Below are 21,782 nucleotides of genomic sequence, written 5' to 3'. Positions count from 1 at the left end.
TATGAAACAATCCACCATCAATTTTTCATCTTTAACAAAAGACCTTATTTTAGCTACTGCTACAAAAGAACAAAATTGTTCACAAGAAGAATTATATTTCGCCTTAAATTGTTTGCTACGTTCTTTTCATTCTACTCTCCAAGAAACAACATTACATCCAGAAAATAAAAATACAGAGTATATACAAAATCAATTTTGCAGTGCCTATAAAATTATTACAGGTAAAACTATTTATCCTTTTCAATAACCCATAAAAGGCGGTTGCTTACATACTTTCAAGCAACCGCCTTTTATATTAATACATATACACTATTTGATCACTTTCACTTTTACAGATTTGCGCCCCCAGCTATCGGCACTACCATCTGAACCGACTAATACATCAATACGATTTCCTTTAATCGCACCACCAGTATCTCCAGCAATTGCTTCTCCATATCCTTCTACCCATACTTTTGATCCAAGCGGAATTACTTTAGGATCAACAGCAATTACTTTCATATTCGGATTTGCTGTTAAATCATGCCCCATTGCAGTTAATACACGACCACCATACGTACCATTCTCACTTGGATGCGCTGTATACGCTGTCGCTTCTACTGTTATTTCACGTCCACCAGCAGGTGCACTTGTTTCAGTAGATTTCGTAACTTGTTTCGTAGTTGACTGCTGTTTTGCCACAGGTTTACTTGATTCTACATTTTTAACAGACTCTTTGTTCTTAACTACTTTATTATTTTTAACCGGCGTATTTACTCTTACTGGCGCCTCTTCTTGCGTTACAACTTCTTTCTTTTCAATTACAGGTACCGTCCCTGTTAAAAATGGCATGTGAACATATCCCGTTTTTCCATTATAGTCAAATTGTAACCATTCATTTTGAACTTGATTTGTCGTTTCAATTACATCATCTTTATTCAGTTTACCAAGAATTTCAGAGTCAGTATTCGCTCCAGCACGAACATTTAACACGCCCGCCGTTACATAATATGTACTTTTTGTAAATTCAGCACTTACAAACGCTTCTTTACCATTTAATTTAATTTTTGCCCATCCGTTTTCTGTATTTATAACATCTAATTTATTTCCACTTAACATTTTACCTACAAGCTTTGACTCTACAGTTGGGTTTTCTCTAACATTTAATACGTCTGTTGTTACAATCGTTTCTGCTTTCGCAGAACCTGCAAAAATCCCAAGACCAAAAACTGCCGCCGTTGCTATACCTAATAATTTTTTCATGAATAGCCTCCATTTGCTTTGTTTTCGTATTTTCATTATAGCAACAGATTTTTAGGATTTTTAGAAATCACACAATTACAAACCATTCGTAATACACGATTAATGAGTTGTAACATAAATTTCCATATTAATGAATTCCATTTCTAATAGAATCCCCAATAGTTTTCATATATTTTCCACATACTAGCCCAAAATTTTTTCCAGAAAAAATTACAGTATTACTTTTTTGTTACAAAAAAAACATATTTCATTACATCTTTTACCAAAATTCATCATTCTCCAATTATTAATCTCCTTTTTTGTAATAAAAAAGAGCAGCTAATAAAAGCTACTCCTTTTTCATGTGTTATTTAACTTTCTTTTTCCAAATCCCCATCATAAGAGCTGAAATAACTGTCCCTATGAATATCGAGAAAATATATAACACCGGTTTATTTACTAATGCGATAACAAACAATCCACCATGCGGTGCTGGTAACGTAATTTGGAATAACATAGATAATGCACCCGCAACACTTGAACCAACAACACAACTTACTATTACTCGAATCGGATCTGCAGCTGCAAATGGAATCGCACCTTCTGTAATAAACGATGCTCCCATAATATAATTTGTTAAACCAGATTTACGTTCTGCTTCAGTAAATTTTGATTTAAAGAAAGTAGTTGCGAATGCAATCGCTAATGGTGGTACCATACCACCGGCCATAACAGCAGAGTGCACGCCAAAGTTCTGCGCTTCTATTGCAGCAATACCAAATGTAAATGCAGCTTTATTAATTGGACCACCCATATCAATTGCCATCATACCACCTAATATAAGACCTAGTAATATAGCATTTGTACCGTTCAAACCATTTAACCATCCTGTTAACATTTCATTCAATGCTACTACAGGCGGAATTACTACTTTTTGCATAACAACTCCTGTAATCAACAATCCAAAGACCGGATATAACAATACAGGTTTAATTCCTTCTAACTGTGCTGGTAATCCTGAAAACAATTTTTTCAATCCTAAAACAACATACCCAGCTAAGAAACCAGCAATTAATCCCCCTAAAAATCCAGCATTCGCATGTGCAGCTAAAAATCCACCTACAACACCAGGCATGAAACCAGGGCGATCAGCAATAGAACTTGCAATAAATCCAGCTAAAATTGGTACGAGGAATAAAAACGCACCTGTTTTGCCTCCACCAATAGACATTAACAATTCAGCCAATGGTCCTTCTGCTTTTATGCCACCAATCCAAAATGCTAGTGCAATTAAAATTCCTCCACCAACAACGAATGGAAGCATATTACTTACACCGTTCATTAAGTGCTTATAAATTCCTAACCCTTTTTCTTTCTCTGTACTTTCTGTCTTCCCATCTTCCTTTATTCCTTTAAAGATTGGCGCGTCTTGTTTTACAGCTCGATTAAGAAGCGCTTCCGTTTTTCTAATCCCATCAGCGACTGGCACTTGAATAACATGTTTCCCAGCAAAACGGTTCATTTCTACTTGTTTATCTGCGGCAACGATAATAGCTGTTGCTCGTTCAATGTCCTCTTTCGTTAAAGCGTTTTTTATACCTGTTGATCCATTCGTTTCAACTTTAATCGCTATTCCTAGCTCTGCTGCTTTTGCTTTCAAGCTATCCGCAGCCATATAAGTGTGAGCGATTCCAGTTGGACAAGCCGTAACTGCTAATACGTACGGTTCATTTCCTTCTGGTTTTGCAACCTCAATGTCTTCTTCTTCTTTTTCATTCTCTTTTTCATCAAATAAACGAAGAAGTTCCTCTTCATCCTTTGCTTCTAACAATTGCTTACGAAATCCTTCATCCATTAATAATGTAGATAGGCGCGATAACGTTTCTAAATGAGTATTATTCGCCCCTTCGCTCGCAGCAATCATAAAGAATAAATGTGCAGGCTGCCCATCAAGCGATTCATAGTTGATACCGCTTACACTTCTACCAAAACAAATCGCTGGTTGCTTAACAGCTTTTGTTTTCGCATGAGGTATTGCAATCCCTTCCCCTATTCCAGTCGTACTTTGTGACTCCCGCTTTAAAATAGCTTCTTTAAATTCCGCTTTGCTATTTAAACGATTTGCGCCGTCTAATTTCTCAACTAATTCATCTATGACAGCTTCTTTATTTGAAGCTGTCAAATTCATAATAACTGTATCCCTTTTTAATAGTTCTGTAATTTTCATATGTTGTTTCCCCCTATCGCTTAGTTACAATTACTTGCGACAATAATTCTTCTACTTTTTCCTTTTCACATAAATCAGCTGAAAATGCCGTTGCACTCCCTGTTGCAACGCCATATTGAAATGCCTTTTCAATATCTTTTGTCTGTTCATATTTCCCTACAAATCCTGCAACGAGTGAATCTCCGGCCCCAACCGAATTAATTACAACACCTTTTGGAACAGTTGCTTCATATATACCTTCTGCCGTAAATAATAAAGCCCCATCTCCAGCCATTGATACGATAACATGCTCTACACCTTGTTCAACTAATTTTCTTCCATACGGTAAAATATCTTCTACTGTTGAAATCTCTACTCCGAATAACTCACCAAGTTCATGATGATTAGGCTTTATTAAAAATGGCTTATTTTTAATTACATGATGCAGTGCACTACCACTTGCATCGACTACTACGCGAATGCCTTTTTCAGCTCCGAACGCTGCGATTGATTCATAAAAAGTAGTTGGGATAGACGCCGGTAAACTTCCAGCTAGTACAACACAATCTCCCTGCCTCATACTTTCAATTTGTTTCATTAATTGTTCAAATTGCCCATTTGTCACACTAGGACCTTGTCCATTTAATTCTGTCTCTTCTTGCCCTTTTATTTTCACATTAATTCGAGAATCTCCATCTACTTGAACAAAGTTTGTTGTTACACCTTCCGCCTGTAATACATCTTTAATAAATCGACCGGTAAATCCACCAGTAAATCCAAGCGCTACATTTTCAACACCTAAACGATGAAGAACGCGAGAAACGTTAATGCCTTTCCCTCCAGGAAATTTCATATCTTTCTCTGCTCGATTTACTGCGCCTAAATCGAAGGAATTAACTTGTACTACATAATCAATAGATGGGTTTAAAGTAACTGTATAGATCATTATTTATCAGCCTCAATTACATTGGTTTGTCTTTTATATTTTTCTAAATCAATTTCTAAATGGTTTGTAATAATATTTGCTTCTTCAACATTGGCAATTTTCGCAAACGCAACTTCTGAAAACTTACTTTCATCAATTAAGAAATATCCTTCGTTCGCAAATGTTAATGCCATTTGTTTTAAAAGTGCCTCTTCTGGATCTGGAGTTGTAAAACCAAGCTGTTCATGCACACCATTTGCTCCTAAAAAACATTTATCAAAACGGTACTTCTGCATGCTTTCCTGTGCCATAGCACCAATTAAAGCTTTCGTCCTACTTTTCATCATTCCGCCTAGTAAATACGCACGAATATTATTTTCAACTAAAGCTTCAATATGCATAAGTCCATTCGTAACGACAGTAACATCTTTATTTATTAAAAATGGGATCATTTCAAATGTTGTACTTCCTGCATCTAAATAAATGCAATCACCTTGTTCAACAATGCTAGCCGCATAGTTAGCAATTTGTTGTTTTATTTGAATGTTTTTGGATGATTTTTCAACCATCGTTGGCTCTTGTCCTTTTCCTGTTAAAACAGCAGCACCACCATGAACTCTTTTTAATAACCTTTGCTTTTCCAATTGCGCTAAATCACGACGAATTGTTGATTCAGAGCTTTCTGTTCTTTCCACTAATTGCTGTAATTTAACAACCTTCTGCTCTTTTACAAGTTGCAATATCATTTGATGACGTTCAGGAGTTAACATTTTATTCACCTCTTCTTTGATTACAGTATAATGAAAACGATCACAAAAATCAACCATAAACATTCAAAAATAACCAAAACCAGTCACGAACAGTTATAAACAACAAAAAAGAAACCCATTTGATTGTTATATCAAATGGGTTTCTTTGCTTGATTCACTTATAAAGAAGCTTTATATATGCTTAAAACATCGTCTTTATTTAATTTTTTAAAGTTACCAAATTCGCCATAAGCCATTGCTTTATCCGCCATTAAATAAATTTCATTTTCCCCAATAGCGTAATCAGCTAATGTTACCGGCGCCTCAATTGAAGTCCAAAATTGACGTAACGCCTCAATTCCTTCTAACGCAACTTCTCGATCAGTTTTCCCATCTGTTTCTACATGGAATACACGAATAGCGAACTGTTTAAAACGACTTACATTTTCATCTAGAACATGCTTCATCCAGTTCGGGAATAAAATCGCAAGGCCACCCCCGTGTGGTATATCATGAACCGCAGAAACTGCGTGCTCAATATTGTGAGTTGCCCAGTCTCCTTTTACTCCCATCGCTAAAATGCCGTTTAACGCCATAGTACCGCAATATAAAATGGTTTCTCTATGCTCATAATTTTCTAAATCACTTAAAAGCTTAGGAGCGGTTTCAATTACTGTTTTTAATACAGATTCACAATAACGATCTTGTAGTGCTGTATTTGTTCCGTGGTGGAAATACTGCTCTAATACGTGCGACATAATATCTACCATACCGTAAATTGTTTGGTCTTTCGGTACAGACGCAGTATGGACTGGATCTAAAATTGAAAACTGCGGGAAAGTAACTGGGCTACCCCAGCCATATTTTTCATTCGTTTCCCAGTTTGTAATGACAGAACCAGCATTCATTTCAGAGCCTGTCGCTGCAAGAGTAAGCACCGTACCAAATGGTAACGCCTCACTAGCAAATGCTTTTTTCGTTACAATATCCCATACATCTCCATCATATTTGCTACCAGCAGCAATTGCCTTCGTACAGTCGATCACACTTCCTCCGCCAACTGCTAAAATAAATTCAACACCATTATCTTTACAAATTTGAATTCCTTTCCTTACAGTTGATACACGAGGATTCGGTTCAACGCCTGTCAATTCAAATACTTCTGCATTTATATCTTTTAAAATAGAAATTACATTATCATAAATACCGTTTCTTTTAATACTGCCTCCCCCGTATACGAGAAGAACTTTTTTACCGAACTGTGGAATTTCAGTTTTCAACTGTTCTAACTGCCCTTTACCGAAAATAAGTTTCGTTGGATTACGAAATACAAAATTTTGCATATTCCTTTACCATCCCTTCTATATGAAAAGCAACTATACTTTTGTATACCATATTTTTTTCATTTCACAAAAATATTTGCCTAACAAAAAAATCCCAGCCTACAGGCTGAGATTTTTTATTGGTAATAAGGTGAGATCATTAAGTAAACAATAACACCAGATAAACTTACATATAACCAAATCGGCATCGTCCAACGTACAATTTTACGATGACGTGTTAATTGATTTGTAAAACCAAATACAAGTGCAAACAATGCAAGTGGTACAATAATTGCTGCAAGGATAATATGTGTAATTAAAATAATGAAGTACACATATTTAATGAATCCTTCTCCACCAAAATGTGTTGCCGGCGCCAAGTAATGATACGATAAATAAGAAACACAAAATAGCAACGTCGTTGTAAATGCTGCCAGGATAAAACCGCGGTGCATTTTCACATTTTTCTTAATAATAGAGTATAAAGCTGCTAATAAGAATACGAACGTAAAGCTATTAAAAATTGCATTTAACATTGGTAAAATTGTTACATCAAAATGTACTTCTCCTTCATAGCCAACAGGTCCAAAGAACAAAAATAAAATAATCGCATTTACAATTACAGAAAGCGTTATCACAATAGGAGCATAGCTTTTCTGATTAGTTGATTGATCCACCAAAATGGTCACTCCTCTTCCTTCAAATATGTATACGTAACCTCACTATTTTAACATATTATTCACAGTGTAAATGTGACAATAGTTTGACACAGTAAGACAGAGCATAGAAAAAAATCCTTCTTAATAAAACTTCTTAAGAAGGATTTTATCGCTTTATTATTTAAATAGCAATGTAATTAGTTTTTGTTAAAAAACGTATTGCTATATGCTTGATAAATTTCAGACACTTGATATCCCATTAAAGAAATTGCTGTTAATGAAAAGAAACCAATCATAAGAAATCGAAACCACATATAAATCTCCTCCTTGTATTTAGCTTAAAAAGCAGTCGCTATATTACAAGTTGAATGGCACTCTTCATCGTCACTTTCCTTTTTCTTTACAATTGCTGTTATAAATTGAATCATAAAGAAAATCACAAAAGGAAATTGTTCGTAATTTACCTTGGCATAGTTTGGCAACGGCTCGCGCTGCACATCGAACGGAGATGAGAAGGAATAGAACATACCTTGCTCTTCCATATATACAATTACAATTTTCATACAAAACATTATTCCTAGAAATGAAACAATATCTTGCCATTCTGTCGTATATAACAAGTTATACAGCTCTAGTACGTACTCTTCCATCGTCATCCCCCCTTCCTTTTTTACCATTTTGCTCGCCTTCATATAAAAAGTCAAGAAAAAAGTTTATATTCACTATGACAATAGTAATTACTTGTTTCTATGATTATATATGATTCTTTTATAGCAATGATTGGGTGTAACTCTCTTCTAAAACAAGAAATTAGAATCGAACAGATTCCTCATTCTTGCTTTTAGGATTCAATAATGTACTATTTTTATTTCTATTAAAAATAAAATAAGAAATTATTATAAGAACAGTAACAAGCATTGTTAAAAGCGCTTGTGAACGTAAAGATTCAATTGCGAGCATGGCAACTAAAACTGCTATAATCGCAGTAATTGTAACATATGTTACATATGGAAAAAGCCACATTTTGACTTTCAAATTTTGTTGTTCCGCTTTCCCCATTTTTTTACGTATCTTGAAATGTGAAACCGCTATAACGAGATAAACGAGTAACGCAATCCCGCCAGATGCATTCACTAAAAATAAAAATACTTTATCTGGAGATATGTAACTAAAAACAACTCCAATGTAAGCAAAGAAAGTTCCAAATAAAACCGCCCGAACTGGAACACCACTACTATTCAATTTCAAAAATGCCTTTGGCGCGTCTCCTCTTTCTGCCATTGAAAAAAGCATTCTTGAGTTCGTATATAAACCCGAATTTAAACAAGAAAGTACAGCTGTTAAAACGATAAAGTTCATAATTTGTGCTGCCGCTGGTATCCCTATATGTTCCAGCACCGCCACAAACGGGCTTTTTAGTATGTTCGCTGAATTCCACGGAAGGAGTGTAACAACTACAGCGATCGATCCAATAAAAAATACGAGAATACGCCAAATTACACTATTTGTTGCTGTTTTTACTGCTTTTACAGGTTCGGCAGACTCTCCAGCGGCTACTGCGACAATCTCTGATCCCATAAATGAAAATATAACGACGGTAATTCCAAGTAGCACCGAACTTATACCATTTGGCATAAATCCTCCTTGCCCTACTAAATTCGAAGTGCCAGGTGCTTCCGTTCCTGGTACAAATCCTAAAATAACAGCGAGTCCAAGACAAAGGAACAAAACAATACTTATTACTTTAATAAATGAAAACCAATATTCAAACTCTCCAAATGATTTCACCGAAAAAACATTCGTCAATGTTAATAAAATCGTTAATATTAAGCTTAATAACCAGAGCGGGATTTCTGGAATCCAATATTGAATAATACCAGCACCTGCTGTAGCTTCTATCGCAATAACAATTACCCAGAAAAACCAATATAGCCACCCAATTGTATAACCGGCCCATGGACCAATTGCTTCTCTTGCATATGTTGCAAATGAACCACTTGTCGGGTTAATAGCTGCCATTTCCCCTAGCATTCTCATAACGAAAATGACTAGAAGTCCTGCTAATGCATATGAAACGATAGAACCTGGTCCGGCTGAATGCACAACCGCACCGCTTCCAACAAACAAACCAGCTCCTATTACGCCACCAATGGAAATCATTGTAATGTGGCGTATTTTGAGGTCTTTCTTAAGATTTTTATCCAACTCTTGTACATCCCCTTCCAAACTTAATTTTGAAATTTACCCCGCATTAACGGGCAGTAAGACCCCCACCTCAAAATTCAGCGGAAGCAAAGAAGTTAGGTGGGAATCTACTGCCCGTAAAAGCCCGATTGGTGAGGGCTGATAATCAGCGGGGATGAACAAAGCCCCACTGATTAAAGTTTCACTTTATGTAAGAGTATTATGCGAAAAATCTTGTCCTATACTTTAAAATATATCAAAATATTCTGAATTTAACAATCGTAATTCGATCTCCTCCAAAAATTATTACATTAGGTTTAATAATTTTCCATACACAATTGTTGAGAAAATTATAGTCACCTTACAAAAGATCGAATTTTCAGATATCATAAAATAAACAAGATTATACATCTAGACAACTTTTTGTATAGGAGTGTTGATATGTTAAACAAGTTCAAATTTATTTGTTGTACGTTAGTAATTTTCTTACTGCTACCGCTAGCTCCCTTCCAAGCACAAGCTGCAAACAATTTAGGATCAAAATTACTCGTTGGATACTGGCATAACTTCGACAACGGTACTGGCATTATTAAATTAAGAGACGTTTCACCAAAATGGGATGTAATCAATGTATCTTTCGGTGAAACTGGTGGTGATCGTTCCACTGTTGAATTTTCTCCTGTGTATGGTACAGATGCAGAGTTTAAATCAGATATTTCTTATTTAAAAAGTAAAGGTAAGAAAATAGTTCTTTCAATAGGTGGACAAAATGGGGTCGTTTTACTTCCTGACAATGCGGCTAAGCAACGTTTTATTAATTCCCTACAATCTCTGATCGATAAATATGGTTTTGATGGAATAGATATTGACCTTGAATCAGGTATTTACTTAAACGGAAATGACACTAATTTTAAAAACCCAACTACTCCTCAAATCGTAAATCTTATCTCAGCTATTCGAACAATCTCAGATCATTACGGTCCAGATTTTTTATTAAGCATGGCTCCTGAAACAGCTTATGTTCAAGGTGGTTATAGCGCATACGGAAGCATCTGGGGTGCTTATTTACCGATTATTTTCGGAGTAAAAGACAAACTAACATACATTCACGTTCAACACTACAACGCTGGTAGCGGGATTGGAATGGACGGTAATAACTACAATCAAGGTACTGCAGACTACGAAGTCGCTATGGCAGATATGCTCTTACATGGTTTTCCTGTAGGTGGTAATACAAATAACATTTTCCCAGCTCTTCGTTCGGATCAAGTCATGATTGGACTTCCTGCAGCACCAGCGGCCGCTCCAAGTGGCGGATATATTTCTCCAACTGAAATGAAAAAAGCTTTAGATTATATCATTAAAGGAATTCCTTTCGGAGGAAAGTATAAACTTTCAAATCAGAGTGGCTACCCTGCATTCCGCGGCCTAATGTCTTGGTCTATTAATTGGGATGCAAAAAACAACTTTGAATTCTCTAATAACTATAGAACATATTTTGATGCTATTCCCTTGCAAAAATAATAAAAAACAACAATAGGTTACATAACCTATTGTTGTTTTTTATTTATGTAAATTACTTTTTCACTTCTACATGATGAAAAGATTCTTTTCCATCTCTACATAACTATTTACAATACTTAAAAGTAATTTGCCACGAAACCATTTCGTTATATAAACTTTCCAATTCTTTATGCCATGTTTCTACCATAGAAATTCCCCTTTCCTTTTTAACACTTTAAATAAAAATCACATAACATTCTGTATTTACCCAATAAAAAAAGAGAACTTTCTCTGAAAGTCCTGTTACTACTCTAAAATAGTCTAGTTGCTATTTTGCTTTAACACAAATACTGAAAGTTCAGGTACACTCCAAAATCTAACAGGCATTCGTGTTGTCCCAATACCACGATTTACGTATAAATGTAACGACTTATTCTTCCCTTCTAATTCATACATACCTTCAACATGACTCTCAGCTAATTTTGTAGTAATTAATGGACCTATAAAAGGAATTTGAACTTGTCCTCCGTGACTATGTCCTGACATTTGAAAATCAACTGGGTAACGAGCTACTTTGTCTACAATATCCGGCTCATGTACTAAGAGCATATTAAAATCTTGTTGCCTTACTTGTTTTAAAGTCGCGTCTATTTTCGGATTCCCTAATAAAAAATCATCCAAACCTGATATTGTAATATATTTGCCATTTTCTGCATTAATTTTATGCACTTCATTTACTAACACAGAGAAACCAGCTTCCTCCATATACTTTTTATAAAATAAACTACCTCCCCCGCCCCTATCATGATTCCCAAACACTGCATATTTCCCTAAGGGCGCATGTATTTTCTGTAAAATACTTTTCGCTTCTTCTCTTTCCGCCTTATACGATCCAAACTTATCTATTAAATCCCCTGTAAAAACTACTACATCTGGATGTAATGCATTCATCTTCTCTACCAAATTTTCTAGTTGTTTCAATGTAAATTCTGGCCCTAAATGCACATCTGAGAATTGTAATATCTTTTTGTTATTAAACTCTTTAGGAATTGTAGAAGCTTCTATTTCATTCCACGTAACTGTTACTAGTTTTCGTTCTATTTCTGTCGCATAGAAATACAAACTTATTGAAATCACTACTATACTTATGAAACTGATTATACATATCTTGACGATTGATTTTTTTTGTTCTTTTTTTACATGATTCGTATTCATGTTCTCACCTCTAGAAGTACTTTAAAGCCTTATTGTTACATTAATGTGACAACATGAACAATGTTAGCTATATCCAATTCTATCCTCATTTACTTTGACAAATTTATACAGAAGTCATAACATATTTTTATAATACATAGATTCTTAAAAATGTTCCTTCTATTCATTCTATCATTTTATTAAGGAGAGATTATTCATGTCTGTATTTACACCAGAAGAAATTACGGAACTTGCTGCGAATTCCGGTAGAAAAAAAGCTCATTTATCATTACTCCCTATGCTAATTCTCGGTTTTTTTGGTGGTGCTTTCATAGCATTAGGGTATTTACTCGATATTCATGTTATTGGAACAATGCCAAAATCTTGGGGATCATTTACTAGTTTTCTAGGTGCCGCTGTATTTCCTATCGGTCTTATACTCGTTATTCTTGCAGGCGGTGAGTTAGTAACTGGCAATATGATGACCGTTTCAATGGCGTGGCTTCACAAAAAAATCGACTTATTTCACTTCATCCGAAATTTAGTTATTGTTACGTTTAGCAACTTCATAGGTGCTGTATTCGTTGCTTATTTTTTCGGTCATATCGTCGGATTAACAGAAGGCGCTTTTTTAGCGAAAACAGTTTCTATTGCGCAAGCTAAACTTCAAGATACACCACTACAAGCCTTCATTTCTGCAATCGGATGTAATTGGCTCGTTTGTTTAGCTGTTTGGCTTAGTATGGGAAGTAAAGAATTTATCGGAAAGATTATCGGCATTTGGTTCCCAGTTATGACTTTTGTTGCGATTGGATTTCAACACGTTGTAGCCAATATGTTTGTTATCCCAGCTGCAATTTTTGCCGGTCATTTAACTTGGATTGAATATTTTCCAAACTTCATTTTTGTTTTCTTTGGAAACTTAGTAGGAGGTATGTTATTTGTAGCATTACCTTATTTCATATCCTATAATAAGAAACTCCCTTCCAATAAAGAGCAAACTGCATTAAAGAAAAAATCTGTATCCGCTTAAATTGAATGTCTATAAAGTGGCTCTCAAAAATATTACAAATTTCATTTTTTTTACGAATATATGTGCGTACACTTGTTCTCGAATGTTTTATACGTTATAATAACAACTTAAATAGCATTATTTACATATGAGGTGAAAAACATGAACAAAACAGAATTAATCAAAAACGTAGCACAAAATGCTGAGATTTCTCAAAAAGAAGCTACTGTAGTTTTACAAACTGTAGTAGAATCAATCACTAACACTTTAGCTGCTGGTGAGAAAGTACAACTTATCGGATTCGGTACATTCGAAGTTCGCGAAAGAGCTGCTCGTACAGGCCGTAACCCACAAACTGGTGAAGAAATGCAAATCGCAGCTTCTAAAGTACCTGCTTTCAAAGCTGGTAAAGAACTAAAAGAAGCTGTAAAATAATGAAAAATAGCCTTCTCGTTTATGAGAAGGCTATTTTTTTCATTACATAATTAATAAAAATCTGACCATTATGCTGTTTCTTTTGTTCCTTTATGCAAATAAAACCGTTACTTTCAAAGAAAGGTTTTGCTGTAATACTCGCCTCTGTATATATCTCCCTATGACCCAAGCTTACTGCTTCTTTTTCTAACTTCTGTAGTATGTAGGAAGCTATCCCTTTTCCTTGATAATCTTTATGCGTAAATAAGCGATCCACGTAATGATCATCATTATAATCCCCAAATCCCACGATCACACCGTTATGATCCGCTACATAACTAATATTCTTTTCTAAAGACTTTAACCAGCTTTCTCTATCTAGTCGATCTGGTGCCCATGCCTGTAGCTGTAACACGTTATAATCTTTTGCATTAATTGTATGAACTGTTTCATAGAACAACTGTAATACTTGTTCTAAATCCTCCTTATGGAATGTTCTAATGATCGTATCTTTTAACATATATGAACCTCCTTACTAAACTATCATTTAACTTGTCTACCATCTAGTATTCAATATTTCTGCTTTATTATATCTTTTTTCTTTCTATATAAACAAAAAACAATACTTATTTCAAAGTATTGTTTTTCGTTTAAAAGCATATGCAATTACTCTCTAGATTTTTATTTTTTTAATTTCACTCTTTGTAATCGTAATGCATTTAATACAACGGATACAGAACTAAATGCCATAGCCGCTCCTGCAACCCAAGGTGCTAAGAAACCGAACGCCGCAATCGGGATTCCTAATCCGTTATAAGCTAGTGCCCAGAATAAATTTTGCTTAATATTTCTTATCGTCATCTTACTCATAAAGATTGCATCAGCAATACTATTTAAATCCCCACGGATTAACGTAATATCTGCCGCTTCCATCGCTACATCCGTTCCTGTTCCAATTGCCATACCGATATCCGCCGTAGCAAGAGCAGGAGCATCATTTATTCCATCTCCAACCATTGCTACTTTCTTACCTTGTGCTTGGAGTTTTTTCACTTCTTCTGCTTTTCCTTCTGGTAATACTTCTGCAATTACGTGATCAATACCAACTTGCTTAGCGATTGCCTGAGCAGTTTGTGTGTTATCTCCTGTGATCATAACAACGTCTAGACCCATTTTCTTAAGTCTTGCGATAGCTGCTTTTGAAGTATCTTTTACAGTATCTGCAACGGCCACTATACCAGCATATTCTTTATTGATCGCAATAAGCATTGCTGTTTTTCCTTCTCGTTCTAGCTCTTCCATAGATTTAGAAACTTCTTCAATATCAATATCGAATTTCTTCATTAATCGACGTGTACCAATTAATAATTGTTTCCCTTCTACAATTGATTCGATACCGAATCCTGGAATCGCTTCAAACATTTCTGAACTTGGGATTTCAATTTTCTTTTCTTTAATTCCTTCTACAATCGCTTCTGCAAGTGGATGTTCAGAATTTTTTTCTGCCGCACCTACTAAACGTAGTATTTCTTCTTCGTGGAATCCATCTGCTACAATTACATCTGTTAGCACCGGCTTCCCGTTTGTCACTGTACCTGTTTTATCTAAAATAACTGTATCTAATCGGTGCGTTGCTTCTAAATGCTCCCCGCCTTTAAATAAAATACCATACTCTGCTGATCTTCCTGATCCCGCCATAATAGATGTAGGTGTCGCAAGACCTAATGCACATGGACAAGCGATAACAAGTACGGCTATCATTTTCTCAAGTGCTCCGCCAAAATCACCAGGTGTAACAAATAGCATCCACACTGCAAATGTGATAATAGCAATCACAACTACAACCGGTACGAAAATACCTGAAATTTGATCAGCTACCCTTTGAATAGGAGCTTTTGAACCTTGCGCCTCTTCTACTACTTTAATAATTTGAGCTAATGCAGTATCTCTTCCTACCTTAGTTGCTTTCACTTTTAAAAATCCGTTTTTATTTATTGTAGAACCGATTACTACATCCCCAATTGTTTTATCAACTGGAATACTCTCACCTGTTAACATCGATTCATCTATTGCTGACTTTCCTTCTACAATTTCCCCATCTACCGGGATTTTTTCACCAGGTTTTACATAAACGATATCACCAACTACCACTTCTTCGATTAAAATTTTTATTTCTGTTCCATCTCGTAAAACAGTAGCGGTTTTCGCCTGTAATCCCATTAATTTTTTAATTGCTTCTGACGAGCGTCCCTTTGCTTTCGCCTCAAATAATTTACCTAAAATAATTAATGTAATAAGTACTGCACTCGTTTCAAAATACAAGTCTGTCATATGTTCAGAAGAACCAATCGACCTAATACTTAAATACACACTATAGAAATACGCTGCAGACGTTCCAAGTGCAACGAGAACATCCATATTGGCACTTTTATTTCGTAACGCTTTATAAGCTCCAACATAAAACTGCCCACCAATGATAAACTGAACCGGAGTTGCAAGAGCTAGCTGCACCCAAGGGTTCATAAGCATATCAGGTAAATAAATAAACGATGTAAATGAGAAATGACTTACCATTGCCCACAGTAACGGGAATGATAAAATAAACGAAATAATAAATTTCTTCTTTTGTCGCTCAATTTCTTGTAAGCGATGATCAGTTGATCCATTTTGCTCATCTGATTTCACTTCCAATTTATAGCCTAATTTCGTAATTGCACTCTTCATTTCATTTACATGAATTTCATCAGGATTAAAATCTACTGTAGCCGATTCCAAAGCGAAATTTACTGTCGCTCCGTTCACACCTTCTAATTTATTTAAGCGCTTTTCTACTCTATTCGCACATGCCGCGCATGTCATCCCTGAAACAGTAAACTCAGCTTTATCACTTACAATTCCATACCCTAGCGATTCAACTTTTTGCTTAAATTGTTGCGGATTTGTTTTTTGGGGATCATACATTATTTTTGTTTTTTCAAGTGCAAAATTTACATTTGCATCATGAACACCTTCTACTTTTTTCAAGCCTTTTTCAATTCTATTCGCACATGCCGCACATGTCATTCCTGATATTTGAAGATTGGCCTCTTTTTGTTCATTCATGTCTCTCACCTCTATATACCCTTATGAGGTATAATTATTAGCAAAATAAATCGTACTTCCTATAAAGTACGATTTATTTCCATATCTAAAAATAATTATTGAACATCGTATCCTTGATCTTCAATTACAGCAACAATATCTTTTAACGTTACAACTGATGAGTCGATCGTAACTTCAACAGTTCCTTCTGCTAATTGAACTTTCACTCGTTCAACACCGTTTAGTTCTTTCACACTGCTTTCAATAGAATTTACACAATGTCCACAAGACATACCTTCAACTTGTAATGTTAACTGTTCCATTTAAAATCCTCCTCTTGTTTCTTCATTGTTTGTTAATCACAATTACATCTTACCATACCCCCCTAAGGTAATCAATGGTTTTGTATCATGATTTTTCAATTATTTTCTAAAAGTTTATTTTACACATCAATACCTCGAAATCCTATATAGAGGTAAACAAAAAACAAGCCAGTTACATACTAGCTTGTTTTTACGCTTTTGAAAAACGTTCAAATACTGTCATTAATTCTTCAATTGCTTCGTCACCATTGCCATCTTTAATAGCACCTGAAACACAATGACTTGTATGGTTTTTTAATACACCCATTCCTACTTTTTTCATTGCTGCATTAATCGCTGAAATTTGCACTAAAATATCCACGCAATAACGATCATTTTCAATCATATTTTGAATACCGCGGACTTGTCCTTCAATTCTCTTTAATCTATTTATAATTTGTTCTTTTTCTTTTTCTGATCTATGTGTTACCGCTTCATGATCTTTATGATCCATATTATCACCTTCTTAAAGTTTCTCTTCATCCAATAAAACAATTGCTTTTACGAGTATACCAATTATAGCATTAAATATCTACGTATGATACCCCATATGAGTATATTTCTGCTCTATGCTTATTCTTAACAACTTATTAGCTTCTCAGACTCAATTATTATGATACCCTTGCCTTTTTTTCAAAAAACAATAATAAGCAGGGATTATCCATCCCCGCTTATTATTCATCCACAAATATAAAAGTCTCAATTTTCACACGTGTAAATTGAGACTTTTTTCTTCCTATATATAATTATTGCTGATCACATACTTTTGTATCATTCACTACTGAAGTTCCTTCAACGGTTACCGTATGAAAACAGTCATTTACACGAACTGTCACGACTTTATCTTGACGATCAATGATATGATATTCATTAAAATTTTTATTCAGAGCACTGCGAATTTGTTCTCCTTCATAAATTGGAATGCCATGTGATAAAACCCAAATAAGCCCAGCGATAGCAAGAATAGTTTTCATACGATCTACCTCCTTGAAAATATAGTGAACTTTTAATCCATGCTTTTTCAGCTCTACTAATCATGAATGGAATGAATCAAGCCTTTTTGGAAATAAGTTCATTTCGTCTATTTTATGTTTATGCTAATTGTGACCGAATTGTGACAACTTTTTGTCTCTTTAGACGAAAAGTTGAAACAAAACTTTCAAAAAGGACAATTCTACTTGCACAAACAAAAGGCTATGGAGAATTTCCCATAGCCTTTTGTTTGCATTTTATTAGATATTCATTTCAATTTATACGTGACTAATAAATCTTAACCCTTTACTTAAAGAGGTCGGCACAACTGATGCATGATTCTCCCCTTCAGCTTCATAAAACGTAAATCGAAACTGATCGTGTTTCACTCGGAGAAGGCGCTCTGATAATTCATTTGCACCTACAACCATATGCTCTCGTTCTAGTGAACCAACTGTAAGAAATACTCCTGTTTCAACTTTTGCATTGTTTAACTCATTTATTAGATTCTCTTCTTTTTCAAGCACGGATTGGTTATTCCACCAAATAGATGGACTACTAATAAAATAACTTTGAAAGGCATTTACGTTTGTAAATAGTATATGTAAAGCAAATAAACCACCTAGTGAATGCCCAAATAATGTTTGCTTCCCTTTATCAATCTCATAATTATTTTCAATTTGAGGTTTTAATTCTTCTTCAATAAAAGTAAAGAAATTATGTGCTCCTCCTGTTTTAGGCCACGGTTTACCGTCTGGTTTTAAAGGGGCATCTTTTGAAATTACACTAGGCGTAAAATCATAGCATCTTTCCTCACCTGAAAATGCCCCTTCAATTGGATAACCAATACCTACTATAATGGCTGGTGAAACACCTGTTTTCTCTGCTCTAACTGATTGTATTTTAACCGCTTCATGGAATGTTTGAAAAAAGGCATTGCCATCTAATACGTATATAACAGGATATCCTGACTCTGGTGCTGGCTGCCTCGGCTTTGAAATATGAATTTGATATTCTTTACCTTCTAATTTTGAATACATTTTCCACTGTTCTGTATTAGATGTAATAATCTGCTTTTTTTCAATAGTAGTATTCATCTTATATTCCCCCCTTCTTAACTCGTTACATATATCTCTACTTTCTCTTCTTGAGATACAACGCTATCGTAACCGAAACAAACAGGAGACCCATTATACGGATCAATCATGACACGCGCATCAATATGAAATACTTCTTTTAACACTTCATTTGTAATGATTTCTTCTGGGCTACCAGTTGTAACGATTTCCCCTTCCTTCATCGCAATAATTTCATCTGAAAACCTTGCTGCATGGTTAATATCATGCAGTACCATAACAACCGTACAATTATGTTCTTTATTTAACTTCTCCACAATTTGTAATACATCTAATTGATGAGACATATCAAGATATGTGGTTGGTTCATCTAGTAGTAATACTTCTGTCTCTTGTGCTAAAGCCATCGCTAGCCATACCTTTTGTCGTTGACCACCTGATAAATTTGCAATTTGTCTCGTTCGAAATTCAGAAGTTTTCGTTATATCTAATGCCCAATCAATCATCTCTTTATCTTTTGAAGTTAACTTATTTACATTATTTCGATGTGGATAGCGTCCATAGGAAATTAATTCTTCCACTTTAAGTTCTCCTGGTGCAATTGGAGTTTGCGGGAGTAAAGCTAACTGCTTCGCAATTTCTTTCGTTGGAATCGTATTTAAATCCTGTCCTTGCAAATATACTTTACCGCTCTTTTGCTTTAAAATTCTTCCCATTGTTTTTAACAGTGTTGATTTACCGCACCCGTTTGGCCCTATAATTGTCGTTACTTTTCCTTCTTGTATTTCCACATTTAAATCGCGAAACACTGTAAGCTTTTCATAACTCGTTTCTAAATTTTTTGCACTTAAAATACTCACTTTTATTCCTCCTCTTACGCTTTCGCCTTATAAAGTAAATATAAGAAATACGGTACACCGACAATAGAAATAACGATCCCAACAGGTAACTCTACAGGGTTGAAAACTGTTTTTGCAATAAAGTCTGAAGCTATTACAAGGAACATTCCGATTACTCCACACGTAGGAATGATATGCTTATGCTGAATACCGACAAGCCTTTTCGCTATATGCGGTGCCATTAAACCAATGAAACCAATACTTCCTGAAACTGCAACACATGCACTTACAAGTCCGATACTACTTAGTAGTAAAATAGATTTCTCTCTTTCTACTGGAACACCTAAACTTGTAATACTCGTTTCTTCCAATTGAAATAAATCTAATAAATAAGCTTTCTTTTGTATAAGCGGAATTAATATGATAAGCCACGGCAACATAGCAATAATATACTTCCAGTTTGCACTATATATACTTCCTGACACCCAAACTGCAGCCATCTCGAAATCAGTTGACTTCATTTTGAGTGATAAATACATGGAAAATGCTCCAAATCCTGATCCAATCGCAATCCCTGTTAATAAAAGACGCTGCGAATCTAACTTACCGTTTTTCCACGAAAACAGATAAATAATGATAGCAGCTCCTAACCCGCCAACTAAACCAAACATCGGCATCATCATAATAGAAACCCAGTCTGTGCTCTTTAATTGCCCTTGAAAGAAAAACATAAAAATGACGATTGCTGTTCCTGCTCCGGCATTTACTCCTAAAATTCCCGGGTCTGCCAGGCCGTTTCTCGTAATCCCTTGAATTACAGCACCTGCAACGCCTAGGCCTAATCCTACTAATCCAGCAATTACGATACGAGGAAGACGAAACTCAAAAATAACTAAATCATGGTCTGGTACTGGATCTATTCTAAAGAGTGTTTTAAATACATCTGTAATTGTAATATCAAACGTACCATTCGTTAAACTAATATAAATAGCACATAGTATTAAAAATATAATAATCCCCATCGTCATTCCAAAACGTTGACTTGAACTTTTAAGCATGTCTCTCTCCTCCTCTTGTACGAATTAAATAAAGGAAGAAAGGAATTCCAATTAAGGAGGTAACGACCCCAATAGGTGTTTCAAATGGATAGTTTACAAATCTACTTAAAACATCACATAACGCTAAGAAAACTCCACCAATAACGCCTGCACATGGCAAAATCCACTTATAATCTACCCCAATTATAAAGCGAGTAATGTGCGGAATAATTAAACCTACAAAACCAACTTTTCCTACTAAAGCAACTGCTGTTCCTGTTAAAAAGATAACTGATAAAATCGCCATCGCTTTAACTAGTTTTGTACGCTGCCCTAGATTAATAGAAATCTCTTCGCCTAAAGAAAGAATAGTAATAGATTTTGATATTAACAATGCTAAAATTATTCCAATTATCCCAAACGGTATCGTGATTTTAATGATATTAGGGTCCACTTGGTCTAACTTTGCATTAAACCAAAAACTAACATTTTGAGAGATTTGGAAATATGATGCCATCGCGGCCGATACACTACTTAAAAATGTTCCAATAACTGTTCCGATAATCGCTAACCTAACTGGTGATAAGCCATTTTGAAGGAGCGAACCAAAACCAAATACGATACCGGCTCCTAGTGCAGAACCAATCATTGAACATAAAACCATACCAATTGATGACATTCCCGGAAGAAAAATCATACAAAGTGTAATAACAAAGGCTGCCCCATCCGTCACACCCATAATAGAAGGGGATGCAAGATAGTTTCTTGTCATCCCCTGCATAAGTGCTCCTGATATGGCTAGAAATGCTCCGACTAAAAGAGCTGCAACTACCCTTGGCAAACGTGAAGTAATAATAATATTATGATTTACATCGCTTGAATCAAAATGAAATAATGCATTCCACACTGTTTCAGCATCAATGTTTTTCGCACCATATAAAACAGAAAGTATAACGGTAATTAAAATCAATATGGGTGCTATACATAAAATCGTTACTGGTACTGCATTCGTTTTCTGCATATCAT

At 35.1% G+C, this 21,782-nt stretch carries 22 protein-coding genes; 4 read left to right on the top strand and 18 right to left on the bottom strand.

Annotated elements, in window-relative coordinates; genetic code table 11:
- Nucleotide 1: 1 nt before the first annotated feature.
- Nucleotides 2-247: a hypothetical protein gene (locus QEP67_RS08845; RefSeq protein ID WP_000814419.1), complete on the top strand. Its 246-nt coding sequence runs from the start codon at nucleotides 2-4 to the stop codon at nucleotides 245-247.
- Nucleotides 248-309: 62 nt separating this feature from the next.
- Here QEP67_RS08845 and entD read toward each other — a convergent pair whose 3' ends face one another.
- The 8 genes from entD to gabP all read right to left on the bottom strand — a co-directional run bounded on the left by entD (nucleotide 310) and on the right by gabP (nucleotide 9,287).
- Entirely contained in the window at nucleotides 310-1,242 is a 933-nt protein-coding gene (gene entD, locus QEP67_RS08840) for a cell wall-binding protein EntD (RefSeq protein WP_000734618.1), read from the bottom strand.
- Nucleotides 1,243-1,588: 346 nt separating this feature from the next.
- On the bottom strand, nucleotides 1,589-3,448 hold the full coding sequence (locus QEP67_RS08835) for a PTS fructose transporter subunit IIABC (protein WP_000704620.1): 1,860 nt from the start codon (nucleotides 3,446-3,448) through the stop codon (nucleotides 1,589-1,591).
- Between the two features lie 13 nt (nucleotides 3,449-3,461).
- Nucleotides 3,462-4,373: a 1-phosphofructokinase gene (pfkB, locus tag QEP67_RS08830; protein WP_000640837.1), complete on the bottom strand. Its 912-nt coding sequence runs from the start codon at nucleotides 4,371-4,373 to the stop codon at nucleotides 3,462-3,464.
- Nucleotides 4,373-5,122 (bottom strand): DeoR/GlpR family DNA-binding transcription regulator, encoded by a 750-nt coding sequence (locus QEP67_RS08825; protein WP_000957283.1) that lies wholly within the window; start codon nucleotides 5,120-5,122, stop codon nucleotides 4,373-4,375. The genes pfkB and QEP67_RS08825 overlap by 1 nt, the downstream gene beginning before the upstream one ends.
- A gap of 158 nt (nucleotides 5,123-5,280) precedes the next feature.
- Nucleotides 5,281-6,444: an iron-containing alcohol dehydrogenase gene (locus QEP67_RS08820; protein WP_001179097.1), complete on the bottom strand. Its 1,164-nt coding sequence runs from the start codon at nucleotides 6,442-6,444 to the stop codon at nucleotides 5,281-5,283.
- Nucleotides 6,445-6,560: 116 nt separating this feature from the next.
- A complete protein-coding gene (locus QEP67_RS08815; protein WP_000228316.1) occupies nucleotides 6,561-7,103 on the bottom strand; it encodes a DUF420 domain-containing protein in 543 nt (180 codons plus the stop codon).
- 317 nt (nucleotides 7,104-7,420) lie between these two features.
- Nucleotides 7,421-7,759: a hypothetical protein gene (locus tag QEP67_RS08810; RefSeq protein ID WP_074651352.1), complete on the bottom strand. Its 339-nt coding sequence runs from the start codon at nucleotides 7,757-7,759 to the stop codon at nucleotides 7,421-7,423.
- 133 nt (nucleotides 7,760-7,892) lie between these two features.
- Complete coding sequence (gabP, locus tag QEP67_RS08805; RefSeq protein WP_000360103.1) at nucleotides 7,893-9,287, bottom strand: GABA permease; 1,395 nt, start codon at nucleotides 9,285-9,287, stop codon at nucleotides 7,893-7,895.
- 420 nt (nucleotides 9,288-9,707) lie between these two features.
- Between gabP and QEP67_RS08800 the strand changes: the two genes are divergently transcribed.
- Complete coding sequence (locus tag QEP67_RS08800; RefSeq protein WP_002107829.1) at nucleotides 9,708-10,790, top strand: chitinase; 1,083 nt, start codon at nucleotides 9,708-9,710, stop codon at nucleotides 10,788-10,790.
- A gap of 300 nt (nucleotides 10,791-11,090) precedes the next feature.
- On the opposite strand, the gene QEP67_RS08795 is transcribed toward QEP67_RS08800, so the two are convergent.
- Entirely contained in the window at nucleotides 11,091-11,984 is an 894-nt protein-coding gene (locus QEP67_RS08795) for a metallophosphoesterase (RefSeq protein ID WP_001095328.1), read from the bottom strand.
- A 196-nt stretch (nucleotides 11,985-12,180) separates the two neighbouring features.
- Here QEP67_RS08795 and QEP67_RS08790 point away from each other — a divergent pair, with 196 nt between their 5' ends.
- Nucleotides 12,181-12,996 (top strand): formate/nitrite transporter family protein, encoded by an 816-nt coding sequence (locus tag QEP67_RS08790; protein WP_000110532.1) that lies wholly within the window; start codon nucleotides 12,181-12,183, stop codon nucleotides 12,994-12,996.
- A gap of 141 nt (nucleotides 12,997-13,137) precedes the next feature.
- Nucleotides 13,138-13,410 carry an HU family DNA-binding protein gene (locus QEP67_RS08785; protein WP_001043902.1) on the top strand — a complete coding sequence of 91 codons (273 nt, stop codon included), beginning with the start codon at nucleotides 13,138-13,140 and terminating at the stop codon, nucleotides 13,408-13,410.
- A gap of 19 nt (nucleotides 13,411-13,429) precedes the next feature.
- Here the strand turns inward: QEP67_RS08785 and QEP67_RS08780 are convergent, their stop codons facing one another.
- From QEP67_RS08780 to QEP67_RS08740, 9 genes are all read right to left on the bottom strand, one after another.
- The gene (locus QEP67_RS08780) at nucleotides 13,430-13,909 is read right to left on the bottom strand and encodes a GNAT family N-acetyltransferase (protein ID WP_000910418.1); all 480 of its coding nucleotides are present in this window, start codon (nucleotides 13,907-13,909) and stop codon (nucleotides 13,430-13,432) included.
- Between the two features lie 161 nt (nucleotides 13,910-14,070).
- On the bottom strand, nucleotides 14,071-16,491 hold the full coding sequence (locus QEP67_RS08775) for a heavy metal translocating P-type ATPase (RefSeq protein ID WP_001005314.1): 2,421 nt from the start codon (nucleotides 16,489-16,491) through the stop codon (nucleotides 14,071-14,073).
- A gap of 95 nt (nucleotides 16,492-16,586) precedes the next feature.
- Nucleotides 16,587-16,793, bottom strand: a complete 207-nt coding sequence (gene copZ, locus QEP67_RS08770; RefSeq protein ID WP_000436981.1) for a copper chaperone CopZ — start codon at nucleotides 16,791-16,793, stop codon at nucleotides 16,587-16,589.
- Between the two features lie 190 nt (nucleotides 16,794-16,983).
- The gene (locus QEP67_RS08765) at nucleotides 16,984-17,286 is read right to left on the bottom strand and encodes a metal-sensing transcriptional repressor (protein WP_000349635.1); all 303 of its coding nucleotides are present in this window, start codon (nucleotides 17,284-17,286) and stop codon (nucleotides 16,984-16,986) included.
- Nucleotides 17,287-17,578: 292 nt separating this feature from the next.
- Nucleotides 17,579-17,806 carry a hypothetical protein gene (locus QEP67_RS08760; protein WP_000849098.1) on the bottom strand — a complete coding sequence of 76 codons (228 nt, stop codon included), beginning with the start codon at nucleotides 17,804-17,806 and terminating at the stop codon, nucleotides 17,579-17,581.
- Nucleotides 17,807-18,082: 276 nt separating this feature from the next.
- Entirely contained in the window at nucleotides 18,083-18,901 is an 819-nt protein-coding gene (locus QEP67_RS08755) for an alpha/beta hydrolase-fold protein (protein ID WP_001098311.1), read from the bottom strand.
- 17 nt (nucleotides 18,902-18,918) lie between these two features.
- The gene (locus tag QEP67_RS08750) at nucleotides 18,919-19,740 is read right to left on the bottom strand and encodes an ABC transporter ATP-binding protein (RefSeq protein ID WP_000025778.1); all 822 of its coding nucleotides are present in this window, start codon (nucleotides 19,738-19,740) and stop codon (nucleotides 18,919-18,921) included.
- A gap of 14 nt (nucleotides 19,741-19,754) precedes the next feature.
- Nucleotides 19,755-20,777 carry an iron ABC transporter permease gene (locus tag QEP67_RS08745; protein WP_000920447.1) on the bottom strand — a complete coding sequence of 341 codons (1,023 nt, stop codon included), beginning with the start codon at nucleotides 20,775-20,777 and terminating at the stop codon, nucleotides 19,755-19,757.
- On the bottom strand, nucleotides 20,770-21,777 hold the full coding sequence (locus tag QEP67_RS08740; protein WP_001173071.1) for an iron ABC transporter permease: 1,008 nt from the start codon (nucleotides 21,775-21,777) through the stop codon (nucleotides 20,770-20,772). The genes QEP67_RS08745 and QEP67_RS08740 overlap by 8 nt, the downstream gene beginning before the upstream one ends.
- Nucleotides 21,778-21,782: the final 5 nt, after the last annotated feature.

Source organism: Bacillus cereus group sp. MS39 (assembly GCF_040448665.1).
GTDB lineage: Bacteria > Bacillota > Bacilli > Bacillales > Bacillaceae_G > Bacillus_A > Bacillus_A wiedmannii.
The sequence above is the reverse complement of the archived record's forward strand: the minus strand, read 5'-3'. Positions and strand labels throughout refer to the sequence as shown.